The sequence below is a fragment of the Candidatus Nanosynbacter sp. TM7-074 genome, from assembly GCF_041006295.1.
Lineage (GTDB): Bacteria > Patescibacteriota > Saccharimonadia > Saccharimonadales > Saccharimonadaceae > Nanosynbacter.
Window position 1 is genome coordinate 353,931 of sequence record NZ_CP158487.1, and the last position, 11,973, is coordinate 365,903.

Sequence of the window (11,973 nt, forward strand, 5' to 3'; positions counted from 1 at the left end):
CTCCTTTCCTTCTTACCAACTACTCTTTGTTATGCCTGGGATTTCACCCTTGGCTGCTTTTTCGCGGAAATTGATGCGGCTCAGACCAAACTGGCGCATGTAACCACGTGGACGGCCGGAAATGCTGTCGCGGTTCTTGTGCCGGGTTGGGCTCGAGTTGCGAGGCAGTTTCTGCAAACCGTCGAGGTCGCCAAGTTCTTTGAGCTCAGCGCGCTTCGCAGCATATTTTGCAATCATCTTCAGACGCTTTTTGTCGCGAGCGACCATTGATTTCTTAGCCATTACCTGACGCCTCCTTTCTTCTCAAACGGCATGCCAAACTTCTCGAGCAAGGCTTTTGAAGCTTCTTTGTTACCGTTCTTGATGACAAATGTTACCTGTAACCCGTGCAAAATCTGCGTCTCCTCGAACGTCAGTTCTGGGAAAATTGATTGCTCGATGATGCCCAGGTTGTAGTTGCCGCCTTTGTCGAACTTCAGACCAACACCGTGGAAGTCGCGTACGCGTGGTAATGCCACGTTGATCAAGCGATCAATGAACTCGTACATCCGAGCACCACGCAGCGTAACGCTCACACCAATTGGCGCACCCATGCCTTTACGGATGCTAAAGCCGGCGATTGATTTCTTTGCCTGGCGGGCAACTGGCGCCTGACCGGTGATTTTCTCAACAGTGTTTTTGACAATTTCAAAGTGACGCTTGTCATCTTTCTTTTTGCCGGTGCCAACGCTCACGATGATCTTTTCCAAAGCTGGCACTTGGTGCACGTTCTTTAGATCTAGTTCGGCTTGCAGTTCCTTCAGGTATTTCTCCTGGTACAAGGCTTTCAAGCGAGGAGCTGGCACGACGGTTTTCTTCTCTGCCATTATTTAATCTCCTTATTTTTTGCTTGGCGAGCGACGCGAGTCTTGCCGCCGTCAGCGTTCTTTACTAAACCAACCCGGCTGGTTTTGCCTGACTTTTCGTCGATAACCAGCGCGACTTTGCTGATGTCCATCGGTACGTGGATATCTTTCTTGCCGCCTTTTGGATTGTACTGGCTTGGCTTGACGTGGCGGTGTCCGACGCCAACACCTTCAACCAAAATAGTCTGGTCTTTGGTGTTAACTTTCAGGACTTTACCAGTCGTACCTTTATTCTTGCCAGCAATGATTTTTACGGTGTCATCTTTGTGAATACGAGCCATTAGAGTACCTCCGGAGCTAGGCTTACGATCTTCATGTAGCCCATGTCGCGTAGTTCGCGTGGTACTGGGCCGAAGACACGGGTAGCCTTTGGCTGCTTGTCATCGTTGATAATCACCACGGCGTTGTCATCAAAGCAAATGGTCGAGCCGTCCTTGCGGTGGATTTGATCGCGGGTGCGAACCACCACAGCCTTGACAACAGATTTCTTTTTGACGTTGCCGGTTGGGCTGGCGTCTTTGACTGAACAGACGATCACGTCGCCAACGCGAGCGTAGCGGCGGCGGGTACCGCCAAGAACGCGGATACACAATACTTCTTTGGCACCCGAGTTGTCAGCTACCTTGAGGCGAGATTCTTGTTGGATCATTTGTCGTCCTCCTTAGCCTCTTCCTCAGCTTCGCCAGAAACTTCAGCCTTTAATTTGATAGAACCGCGAGACTTTTCAATCACCTTGACCAGCGTAAAGCTCTTGGTCTTGGAAATTGGGCGAGTCTCTTCGATTTGCACCTTGTCGCCTTCGCCTGCTTGATTGGTCTCATCATGAGCAGTGTACTTGCGAGTCACGGTGTACTGTTTGCCGTAGAGCGGATGCGTTTCGCGGCTGGTGACCGTCACGGTGATGGTCTTGTCGCGCTTGGCACTCGTTACGACGCCAATCAGTGTTCGTCGGGCCATTACTTGCTCTCCTTTTCGTTAATTTGTGTCAGCAGGCGTGCGATGTCCTTGCGGAGTGAACGCAGCGCTTTTGGATTAACTAATTCGCCAGCAGCGTGAGAACGTTTTGCTTGAAGTAGATCATTTCGCTTTTCGGCGAGCTCCTTCTTCAAATCCTCAACCGTCTTTACAACTGCTGCTTTTGCGTTTTTCTTTGCTTCAGCCATTATGCGTCCTCCCGCTTGATGAACTTACATTTGACTGGTAGCTTGTGACTAGCCAGACGCATTGCCTCACGGGCTACTTCCTCGGAAACGCCCTGCATTTCAAATAGCACCGTACCAGCCTTCACCTTGGCGACAAAGAACTCTGGATTACCCTTACCACCACCCATCTTCAAACCAAGTGGTTTGCGAGTAACTGGGGTGTGTGGGAAAATCCGGATCCAAATCTTACCACCACGCTTGATGTAGCGGGTCATTGCCTGACGAGCAGACTCGATTTGGCGGGAGTTGATGCGCTCGTTTGATTGTGATTGCAGTGCAAAGTCGCCGAACGCGATGTAATTACCACGGGTTGCTTGACCACGGTTTTTACCGATACGCACTTTGCGGTGCTTGGTTTTCTTTGGTAACAGCATTTAGCGACTCCTTTCTCCCTTATAAATCCACACTTTCACGCCGATGATACCAGCCGGTGTCTGGGCGCGAGCACAGTGGAAGTCAATATCAGCGCGAAGAGTGTGTAGTGGCACAGAGCCTTCAATCACCTTTTCGCGGCGTGCCATTTCAGCACCGTTCAAACGACCAGCCACCTCGATGCGGATACCTTTGGCACCAGCACTCATGGTGTTTTGCGCGGTCATTTTGGTTGCGCGGCGGAAGTTGATGCGGCGTTCCAACTGGCGGGCGATGTTCTCTGCCACCAATTTGGCTGCTAGTTCCGGTCGGCGTACTTCTTCGATGTTGATGCGAACTGCCTGACCGACAATTTTCTCAACTTGCTTTTTCAATTCATTCACACCAGCACCACCACGGCCGATCACCACACCAGCTTTCGCCGTGTGAATGGTTACCGTGATCAAGTTGGCACTCCGCTCAATCTCAATGCGATTGATGGTTGGGCGTGAGGCAAATTTCTTCTCAATCAATTCGCGGATTTCGTGATCCTGGCGAATTGCCTCCGCAAACTCTTTCTTATTGGCCGTAAACCAACGAGAGCTCCAGTTCTTGTGAACTTGTAGGCGGAAGTTGATTGGATTCACTTTTTGACCCATTTACTTCTCCTCCTTTTTTGCCGTGGTTTCGGCGGCTTTTTTCGCTGCAGGCTTGGCAGGTTTGGTCTCTGCCTTTGCCTCTGGTTTCTTTGCAGGTGCTTTCTTTGGCTTCTCGGTACCAGTTACTTCAACCAAAATGTTTGAGGTCTTTTTCTGGAATGGCAACGCACGGCCGCGTGACGCTGGTTTAAAGCGGCGCAGACGCGTACCAGTGGTAACGCTCAACGTGGTAATCACCAAGCTTTTAGCGTCCAAACCGTGGTTGTTGATGGCATTTGCCTTGGCACTGTCGATTGTCTTTTTCACTGGCAAGGCAGCGCGTTTTGGCACGTGCTCCAAAATAACCAATGCATCAGCAACGGTGCGGCCACGTACCAGCGCAGCCACCAGGCTAACCTTGCGTGGTGTTTGGTCAACACCTTTGGCGTAAGCGCGAACAGTATAAGTTGTATCAGCCATGATTACTTCTTATCCTTTCCGCCGTGCTTACGGAACTTACGGGTTGGACTAAACTCACCAAGCTTGTGGCCAACCATGTTTTCGGTAATCAGCACAGGCACGTGCATCTTACCGTTGTAGACAGCAATCGTTCGACCGACCATTTCTGGTGTAATAGTCGAAGCGCGCGCCCACGTTTTGATAACGGTTCGATCGTCAAGGCTGAGAGCAGCGACTTTTTTCGCAAGCTTCACATCGACGAATGGACCTTTCTTTAATGAACGACTCATCGTGATTTACCTCTTCCTCTTCGCGTCGTGACGCGTGCGTACGATTAATTTATTTGAGCCTTTGCGGCGGCGAGTTCGATAACCCAGCGTCAATTGGCCCCATGGCGTACGTGGTGCTTTACCAGTACCGTGGCGACCACCGTCACCACCACCATGTGGGTGATCTGCGGCGTTCATGACGACACCGCGAACCGTTGGGCGAATACCCTTGCGGCGGCGGCGGCCAGCTGAACCGATCTTCACGTTCTGGTGCTGGACGTTACCGACTGTACCGATGGCAGCGGTAGCTTCCAGGCGAACTTTGCGAACTTCGCCAGATGGCAATTTGATAGTTGCGTAATTGCCTTCTTTGGCCATCAACTGAGCTTTGGCGCCAGCGGCGCGAACCATTTGCGCGCCTTTGCCGGCAGTCAGTTCAATAGCATAAATCATCGTACCAACAGGGATAGCAGACAGCGGCAGGCGGTTTGAGGCCTCGATTGGCGCTTCCTCGCCAGTCTGAATCGTCTTGCCCTTAACCATCGAGGTGTCGGCCAATACGTAGTGGTACAAATTGTACTGATCTTTCACCCGAGCGATGCGTGCTGAGCGGTTTGGATCGTACTCAATTTCTTCAACCGTCAGCGTCAGACCGGCCGGCAAATTGTGGTTCACCAAACGGTAGTGACGGCGAACGCCACCGCCGCGATGACGCACGGTGATGCGGCCTTGGTTGTTGCGGCCAGCATTTTGCTTTTTGGCTTTGGTCAGACTTTTGAGCGGTTTCTTCGTCGTGATATCCGACAAGTCCTGACTCGTCATGCCGCGACGAGCAGGAGTGGTTGGATTGTAAGCTTTCACTGGCATTACTTGGTCTCCTCCATCTGCTGCTCTACTGCGTCAAACACATCGAGCTTATCGCCATCTTTCAGCGTCACGTAAGCCTTCTTCCAATCCTTGCGCGTGGTTGTGCCAGGATAGCGGTTCTTGCCTCGTGAGAAACGCACAGCCTTGCCGTCTTGTACCAAGGTTTTCACCTTCAGAACGGTGACGTCAAATTGCGCTTCAACTGCTGCTTTGATCTCGTTTTTATTCAGGTTGAGCGGAACGCGGAACACGTACACGCCGTTGGCGCTCTGTGCGTATGCTTTCTCGCTAATGCGTGGGATAATTGTCATCTGTTTCATATTACGCTTCCTCCTTACCCAGCCATGCGGTGATGATGTCGAGGGCTTGTGGTGAGATAACAATATGATCAGAGTTCAGGATATGATACACGCTAAGGTAATTGGCACGGATCACCAATACCTCTTGCAAGTTGTTAGTTGCGCGCATCAACTCTGGCGTCTTTTCACTCGTGACAAGCAGTACTTTTCTATCAAGCTTGAACTGCTTCAAAAAGGCGACAGCATCGCGAGTCTTGCCAGTAACCTTTTCTTCATACGGCAATACGCTAATCTTCTTCGCGTCATGAGCTACCGTCAAGGCTTGGCGAATTGCCACTTTCTTGGCGGTTTTAGACAATTTTTTGGTGTAGTTTTCGTTGCCGCGTGGGCCAAAGACCACGCCACCACCGCGCCAGATTGGGTTACGGGTTGAACCGAAACGTGCTCGACCAGTTCCCTTTTGCTTCCATGGTTTTTTACCACCACCGGAAACTTCACCACGCTGCTTGGTGGTTGCACTTGCCAAACGAGCGTTGGCGAGGTAGCTGTCGTATGCCAATTTCAACAGTTCGTGGTTTGGCACTTCAACAGCAAAAATATCTTTAGGAAGTTTGGTTGATTCAGCCATTACTTGTTACCTCCTAAAATAATCAGCCCTTTTCGTGGCCCAGGGACAGCGCCCTTCACCCCGATCAGATTGGTCTCTGGATCAACATATGCCACTTCCAGGTTCTTGACGGTAACACGCTCGTGACCCATGTGGCCAGCCATCGTCTTACCCTTGAACACTTTTTGTGGATACATCGAGCCAATTGAACCTGGCTTACGAGTATTACCTTTACCACCGTGCGTCTTGCGGTGACGCTTAAAGTTGTGGCGTTTAATGGTTCCAGCGAAACCTTTACCTTTGCTGGTTCCGGTCGCATCGACAGAATCGCCGACTTCGAACGCGGAAACGTTGATTTCGTCGCCAACTTTGAGTCCCTCAGGGATCTCGTCGACGCGGAATTCCCGAATATGCTTCGGGGTCACTTGGGCTAGCTTGACGTGTCCAGCCACGGCCTTGCTCAGGTTCTTACCCTCTCCATAAGCGACCTGTACCGCATTGTAACCGTCGGTTTCGACAGTCTTCACCTGAGTCACGGTGACAGGGCCGGCTTGGATCAGCGTCACCGGAATGGCTTTGCCGTCTTCAGCCAAGAGCTGGGTCATACCAAGTTTGGTACCGAGAAGTGTTTTCACTTTTCCTCACTCCCACTTAAATACTCCTGATGACGTGCGGTTTCTGGGTTCTGGGCGAGGCGTTCACGATAAACACTTCAACCATAGCCAGACCTGCTCATTCATCAAGGAGAACAGTTGATATTACGCGTAATAGAAATTACTTCACCATTCTAGCACAAAATGACAATTAAAGTCAACTTATAGACATATCTCAGTTTTATTCACTATTCTGCGTATGCTATAATATGATAGATTGAAAATAAATCTTTGTTAATTAGGGGGCAATTATGAACGATTCTCAAATTGAAAATACGAATGAAGAATTAAATAGATTATATTCTCTTAGGAAAGAGGCTATCGACTCGCTAATCCCAGATATGGAAAAAATAGAGGGCGTTGATGAAGAGCGAAAAGTTGAAATATACATGACAGCCGCAAGAATAACTAATAATAGCAGCCTAATCAACCTAGCCTACGGGGCGGCTAAAAATATCTCAGATACGGTAGCGCGCGCTGAGGCGTTGATTGATATTATTCAAGAAGCCAACTACGCCATCAATAAGCTAGAGAATAATAGGCCGCTATAGGACACTTGGAATCAAATAGTATTAAATAAATAATACCGCCAACTCCAAGTTGACGATATTATTTTTAATAAGTCTTCTACCACCCTCTAATGACCATTTTTCTATTCGGATTTTTTGCTGAGGTAAAACCATGTCTGTAAGCCTCAACATTACGCTTAACGTTGTCCCAGTTTATTATATGGATTTTATCTCCCTCAAATACGTAATCGCCCTCCTCGTAGCCTACTGATCGCATAATCCTCCTGGCCACGTCTCTTGCGTCACCTAAAGTAAATGTAGAACCTCGAGCCCAGTCATAATACATTTGCGCTTCATTCTCAAAGGTGGGTTTATTATCTTCGGTTATGTCTACGTATTCATCTATGCGCTTCATTGCATCCGACAATTGCACTCCTCTTATCGCCTCTTCGTTGCCATCATCTCCAAAGTCCTCATAGGCAGATTTTTTATTCGCAATTTCGTCTATAAAGCGACGCGGAGAAGATTCGGTGCGTGTTGGAACCGAGCCTATCGTCTCAAGATTTGGATAATCACCATCACCTCGCATCACAGAAATCCTCTCACCAATTGAGATATCCTCTCCTGCCCGTGCCGGCTCGTAGCCACCAATCATAGCATAAGCCTCTGCCGAGTATCCAGAATTCCAGCCGCCAGTGATTACACGGTTAGAGAATGAGTTCCAATTTGGATTTCTTGGATTCCTAAAACGTTTTTGTCGCACATTAAACAAGAACACCTCCCAGGCATTTCTTCGCATTAAGAGTAGGGCGTTATCTTTAATAATAGACGGCAGCCTACCCTCGATGCCATGAACAGCATCAAGATGAGGATTCTTATCCAGCTTAGAAATAAGATTAAATACTGTTCTCTTGTCTACTTCTATCAGGTCCGCATCTTCACTCTCGATATATAGCGGCTGGAGCTGATTATCGCGGTCAAGACTTCTTTGCAAAACAGCATCAGTCAGAAGTTTGCGCACGAAACCTATGTTGGCCTCTTCCGGCTCCATCTCAACGTTTGCATAATGAACAACTGGACGAACACCATCGTAGCGCCTGGTATATTCTTCTATAAAATTCTCTATAACTTTTACAGACTTATCCTCTGGAGTTCCTTTTCTACGATTTACCAGAATATTTATCTCAAACAAAGATCGATCAAGAGAGTCCCCTTTATTGTCTACCTGATCTATATACTGATTGAGAAGTCTGCTAAGGTTATCCTCCTCCATCCAGGCGGGAATATTGACGGAAACCCTACAATCGTTATTCATAGATCCCAAGCTGGATGCAACAGCAGCAACTTTTCGCTCGTATTCTGGATTATCAGAAAACTCATCATTTAGATAACTAGCTATACTTTCTCGCTCTCGCTCCACACTTCTCATCACCGGTGAGCCATCAGCCTCAACCCAATGTTTTTTACCAGAGACATCTTCTATTTGTTTACGCGTATGCGGCCCGCCCATGTCAGCTATCCACTTACGCATCTGCGCCAGATCCCTGCGCGATCCATAGCTATACCTAAACGGATCTTCTTTTTTATTTAGTCTTTCCAGCGGCCTCCTCGTTACCGCCGCCGGCCCGCCAAAGCCCTCTACAGCCTGAGTCGTATTAACTATCGTCTCTATCGGCGGAGGTGTTATTTGGAACTTGGGGACATTCTTATCTGTCAAGACTTCGACTGTAGTTGAGATGGTTGAGATAGAGTTATTTCCCTCCATAGTCGCCAGCGGAGCCACATGTGTTATTCCGTCCGCATCCACGTCTTGAATTGCAACAACTTCGCCGTATGCACCGTTAAATTCTACTTGACCATATTCATCAACGGAAAAAAGATTTGCCACTGGACTATCGTATGGGATATCTATACTTCCATCTGGCGCGATATCAACCATAAATACCCTGTCCTGGCTATCTATTGAGGCGGATACAGCAAATTTCAGTGTTCCACCCTGAGCTTCATCAGGCCATGAAGCGCTATCAAACCCATGATAAGATCCATAATCCGTCATATTAGAAATCGATAGCCGAATAGACCCATCATTACCTTGACTTCCCCAGTGGAGTCCCAGTTCATTATTATCAAACACACTGGCGGTATCATTATCATACCAAAAATCTCGAGTAATATTCGTCAGTTCAGATTGATGGTGGCCTAAATATTCATCAACACTCAAATCTTGTACAATAGACTCTTGACTGCTTACTACTGCAGAAAGATCTTCTACGATAGCGCCCTTTTCCTGCAGCAGTTCCTGCGAGGATTGAGACAAAGAACCGTCAGCCTCAAACGAAATATTCTCAGCAAAAATACTACCGTTTGGATCAATGATATTTGCTGTTCCGTCAGGATTGTATGCCAATTGATAATTATCTGGTAAATTGATACTTCCTTGGCTACCGCCTACGTCGTATGAAGTATAATCTCCAGCACTCACGATAGTCTCAGAACTATAACTCTCGCCATGAAATATACCCGCTAGCAAAGTTTGCCTATCGCCCCCGCCTTCGCCCGTAAGGGCATTTTCAAGCAGGCCGTCGTAACCAGAATTAAAGAATGCCAAAGCCTCTTGTGAAGCCAGTCCAATCGTAAAGCCAGTCACAGCCCCCGTTGCCGCTGCCGCTGCTACGCGTCGCCTCTTTAACTTCTTAAAGGCCTCATCTTTTTTACTTCTATCATCCATTAGAGAATAAAGTACATCTGTAGATTTATATATCGCATCATCTACCGTGCCATCTTTATCAATACCCAAATCTGCAACAAGTTCCTCTGGTAAATCCCCCAACCTACCTTTCAACTTCACTTTAGCTCTAGCTATTGCCACATCTAAATTAAATCGCTCTGATTCAACTTCCGTCACGCTTGAATATGAAATAAAGTCGGCCTGTAATTTATCTGAAGCATAGACTCTGGACATAGCGTTAACAATCGATTCATAACCCTGCTGTAGTTCCTCCGGGGACAGGTCTTCTTTATCAATAAACTCTTCTAGCGAGCCAATCAGTTCCTTTGCGGCAACTGTTTCATAGCGAGTTTTTTCGATTTCTGCACGTCGGCCTTTGTCTTCAAACTCCTGACCCTGAGCGACTTCCCGCGCATGTATGGCACGCTCTTCTTTGAGCCGTTTATTTTCACGCATACCAGCAAACACGCCACCGAGTAATCCAGGTATACCAGTCACGCCAGCAGCTCGCGCTAGCGACCCTCGTCCAACTCGGAATAAACCAGTAGCAATCGCTGCACCCAAGCTCACCGTCTCAGGGCCAACAAGCGAACCTATCTTTGACTTCTGTAGTCGTTCAATAGTTTTATCAATTTTACTTTGATGAGCTTCGGTACGGACCCCAGAGCGAGATTCGCCAGTATAAATCTTCATGCCTTGCAGCACCCTATCAAGACTTTCACCATGATCAACGCTTTCCTTAACTGCTTGGGCAATTTGCCAAATATTATCTATTCTGACCTTGCCCTCACCAACGAGATTGTCGCCATCACCATACTGATTTAATTGACGCACTATCCTGGACTGCGCTTCCCTAAAGGCCTCCTCACTCCAGTCTTCGCTGTCGCCTTCGACATAATTTTCAATCAACTTCTTCACCGCTAAGCCAAATGGTGAATCCTCAGTCAACTCTTGTCGATGTTCTCCAGCAGCCTCGTGTATAGATTCGTCATACTCGGAAGTAAAGCGCGCAATAGTCGCCCCCATGGCAGCATTGCGCAACGCAACATTATCCGTGTATAGTGCAGTTAACCCTTCTTCTTCAGCGCGCTGTTTAGCTTCTTCAACGTACTTATTGAAAAAATACTTAGTGGCAATACCGTTCTCGCCCCTCCATACCCTATGCAAAAAGCCCTTTATTCTACCAGCTTCCCTGGCAGCCTCAGACTCTTCTCTTAGGCGAGTTTCTGCATAGTCTTTAGCTGCCGCCTCAACATCATGTGTCTGGTCAACAACCGCTACAACCAAGGGTTTGTCATGAGATTTTGGCTGCGCGCCACTTAGCATAGGGTCTTTATAGTGATAAGTTGTCGGCACTCCTGCCGGCAATTCTGACCTATTAGTATCAATTGACATAGCTCTTACTTAACTCCAAGATACAAAGATCTAAAGCGTAGCATTGTCTCAAGCGTTATCTTTTTCGTATCAACGCCGCTATTTGCTATGTATTGCTGAACTTCCTGCTGACTAGCGTTACGATCTAATAAATCATTAAATCCGTCAATTTTATTTTCAGGCAACGCCCCAAGCACGGCCCTATCAATCTGATCAAGTAGCCTATTCTTCAGATCTTGCTCTAATTGATGCCTGACGTCACTGTCAAGAGTCTTAAAGTTCTTAGCATCTATAATGTCATTGATAAATTTAGATAAAGCATCCTGATCCATTGCCACACTCCTTTGGTAATTAATATATCATCAAAACCCAAAATAGTACAGCATAAGCTAAATCATCACGCCCACTGGCGTAAACGAGGTCAAAATTGCCATCAAAATGAGGGTAACATACCAGATTTTGCGATTAAATTGGTACTGCTCAATTTTGAGAACGAGGAGTAGCGCGATAAACAAGCCAACCGGCACGGCCTGCACTGTAAAAGCGCCCAGCTCAAAGGGGTTTTTGAGACGTAGCCACAGCGCGCTGAGGATGACAAATATCACCAGTTTCAAAAAGAACGTGCCGTCATTTTCATAAATTCGCTCGCGACCCTTGCGGCTGAATAAAGCGCTGGATTTTGAGCGGTTGCGGGCGTAAGTGCGAGATTTTTGTTTTGTCATAAGCTTGATGAGAATTATAACATAAAAAATCCGCCCCGTTCAAGAGGCGGAAATGTCTAGTACGTTAAAACTACATACGAATTTCAGCGTCAACGCCAGCTGGCAAGTTCAAGTTCTGCAAGCTATCGATGGTCTTTGGTGTGGCGTTGGTGATGTCGATCAACCGCTTGTGAACACGGCGCTCGTAGGTTTCACCACCCATTTTGTATACGTGTGGGCTTTTTACGACTGTGTAGGTGCTGCGACGAGTTGGTAATGGCACTGGGCCAGCAACGTTCGCGCCGGTGCGAATCGCGGTGTCGATGATTTGTTTTGCTGATTGGTCGATGACCTTGTGGTCATACGCCTTCAGACGGATGCGGATTTTGATCCCGGTATCTTGAGCCATAG

General features: G+C 47.8%; 19 protein-coding genes. 1 reads left to right on the forward strand and 18 read right to left on the reverse strand.

Annotation, left to right across the window (positions count from 1 at the left end; translation table 11 throughout):
* Positions 1–12: 12 nt before the first annotated feature.
* From rpsN to rplC, 14 genes are read right to left on the reverse strand one after another with little or no spacing between them, the layout of a single operon-like run.
* The gene (rpsN, locus tag TM074_RS01880) at positions 13–282 is read right to left on the reverse strand and encodes a 30S ribosomal protein S14 (RefSeq protein WP_039327398.1); all 270 of its coding nucleotides are present in this window, start codon (positions 280–282) and stop codon (positions 13–15) included.
* Positions 282–866: a 50S ribosomal protein L5 gene (gene rplE, locus TM074_RS01885; RefSeq protein WP_369000684.1), complete on the reverse strand. Its 585-nt coding sequence runs from the start codon at positions 864–866 to the stop codon at positions 282–284. The genes rpsN and rplE overlap by 1 nt, the downstream gene beginning before the upstream one ends.
* The gene (rplX, locus tag TM074_RS01890; RefSeq protein ID WP_369000685.1) at positions 866–1,186 is read right to left on the reverse strand and encodes a 50S ribosomal protein L24; all 321 of its coding nucleotides are present in this window, start codon (positions 1,184–1,186) and stop codon (positions 866–868) included. Before rplX ends, rplE begins: the two co-directional genes overlap by 1 nt.
* Positions 1,186–1,554: a 50S ribosomal protein L14 gene (gene rplN / locus TM074_RS01895; RefSeq protein ID WP_039327405.1), complete on the reverse strand. Its 369-nt coding sequence runs from the start codon at positions 1,552–1,554 to the stop codon at positions 1,186–1,188. The genes rplX and rplN overlap by 1 nt, the downstream gene beginning before the upstream one ends.
* Positions 1,551–1,862 carry a 30S ribosomal protein S17 gene (gene rpsQ / locus TM074_RS01900; protein ID WP_138076967.1) on the reverse strand — a complete coding sequence of 104 codons (312 nt, stop codon included), beginning with the start codon at positions 1,860–1,862 and terminating at the stop codon, positions 1,551–1,553. The genes rplN and rpsQ overlap by 4 nt, the downstream gene beginning before the upstream one ends.
* Positions 1,862–2,068 carry a 50S ribosomal protein L29 gene (gene rpmC / locus TM074_RS01905; protein WP_369000686.1) on the reverse strand — a complete coding sequence of 69 codons (207 nt, stop codon included), beginning with the start codon at positions 2,066–2,068 and terminating at the stop codon, positions 1,862–1,864. Before rpmC ends, rpsQ begins: the two co-directional genes overlap by 1 nt.
* On the reverse strand, positions 2,068–2,481 hold the full coding sequence (rplP, locus tag TM074_RS01910) for a 50S ribosomal protein L16 (protein WP_129635102.1): 414 nt from the start codon (positions 2,479–2,481) through the stop codon (positions 2,068–2,070). Before rplP ends, rpmC begins: the two co-directional genes overlap by 1 nt.
* Entirely contained in the window at positions 2,482–3,117 is a 636-nt protein-coding gene (gene rpsC / locus TM074_RS01915) for a 30S ribosomal protein S3 (RefSeq protein ID WP_039327413.1), read from the reverse strand.
* The gene (rplV, locus tag TM074_RS01920; RefSeq protein WP_369000687.1) at positions 3,118–3,576 is read right to left on the reverse strand and encodes a 50S ribosomal protein L22; all 459 of its coding nucleotides are present in this window, start codon (positions 3,574–3,576) and stop codon (positions 3,118–3,120) included.
* Between the two features lie 2 nt (positions 3,577–3,578).
* The gene (gene rpsS, locus TM074_RS01925) at positions 3,579–3,845 is read right to left on the reverse strand and encodes a 30S ribosomal protein S19 (protein ID WP_138076977.1); all 267 of its coding nucleotides are present in this window, start codon (positions 3,843–3,845) and stop codon (positions 3,579–3,581) included.
* A 6-nt stretch (positions 3,846–3,851) separates the two neighbouring features.
* Positions 3,852–4,691: a 50S ribosomal protein L2 gene (gene rplB / locus TM074_RS01930; RefSeq protein WP_369000688.1), complete on the reverse strand. Its 840-nt coding sequence runs from the start codon at positions 4,689–4,691 to the stop codon at positions 3,852–3,854.
* A complete protein-coding gene (locus TM074_RS01935; protein WP_138078981.1) occupies positions 4,691–5,011 on the reverse strand; it encodes a 50S ribosomal protein L23 in 321 nt (106 codons plus the stop codon). Before TM074_RS01935 ends, rplB begins: the two co-directional genes overlap by 1 nt.
* Position 5,012: 1 nt before the next feature.
* Positions 5,013–5,618, reverse strand: coding sequence for a 50S ribosomal protein L4 (gene rplD, locus TM074_RS01940; RefSeq protein ID WP_368999933.1), 606 nt, complete (start codon positions 5,616–5,618; stop codon positions 5,013–5,015).
* Positions 5,618–6,232, reverse strand: coding sequence for a 50S ribosomal protein L3 (gene rplC, locus TM074_RS01945; RefSeq protein WP_368999935.1), 615 nt, complete (start codon positions 6,230–6,232; stop codon positions 5,618–5,620). The genes rplD and rplC overlap by 1 nt, the downstream gene beginning before the upstream one ends.
* A 269-nt stretch (positions 6,233–6,501) precedes the next feature.
* Here rplC and TM074_RS01950 point away from each other — a divergent pair, with 269 nt between their 5' ends.
* Positions 6,502–6,801, forward strand: a complete 300-nt coding sequence (locus TM074_RS01950) for a hypothetical protein (protein ID WP_368999937.1) — start codon at positions 6,502–6,504, stop codon at positions 6,799–6,801.
* 76 nt (positions 6,802–6,877) lie between these two features.
* Here the strand turns inward: TM074_RS01950 and TM074_RS01955 are convergent, their stop codons facing one another.
* The 4 genes from TM074_RS01955 to rpsJ all read right to left on the reverse strand — a co-directional run bounded on the left by TM074_RS01955 (position 6,878) and on the right by rpsJ (position 11,971).
* A complete protein-coding gene (locus tag TM074_RS01955; protein ID WP_368999939.1) occupies positions 6,878–10,882 on the reverse strand; it encodes a hypothetical protein in 4,005 nt (1,334 codons plus the stop codon).
* A 5-nt stretch (positions 10,883–10,887) separates the two neighbouring features.
* Positions 10,888–11,193 carry a hypothetical protein gene (locus TM074_RS01960; RefSeq protein WP_368999940.1) on the reverse strand — a complete coding sequence of 102 codons (306 nt, stop codon included), beginning with the start codon at positions 11,191–11,193 and terminating at the stop codon, positions 10,888–10,890.
* Between the two features lie 57 nt (positions 11,194–11,250).
* Positions 11,251–11,583 carry a hypothetical protein gene (locus TM074_RS01965; RefSeq protein WP_368999942.1) on the reverse strand — a complete coding sequence of 111 codons (333 nt, stop codon included), beginning with the start codon at positions 11,581–11,583 and terminating at the stop codon, positions 11,251–11,253.
* Positions 11,584–11,653: 70 nt separating this feature from the next.
* Complete coding sequence (gene rpsJ, locus TM074_RS01970) at positions 11,654–11,971, reverse strand: 30S ribosomal protein S10 (protein ID WP_039327423.1); 318 nt, start codon at positions 11,969–11,971, stop codon at positions 11,654–11,656.
* Between the last annotated feature and the right edge of the window lie 2 nt (positions 11,972–11,973).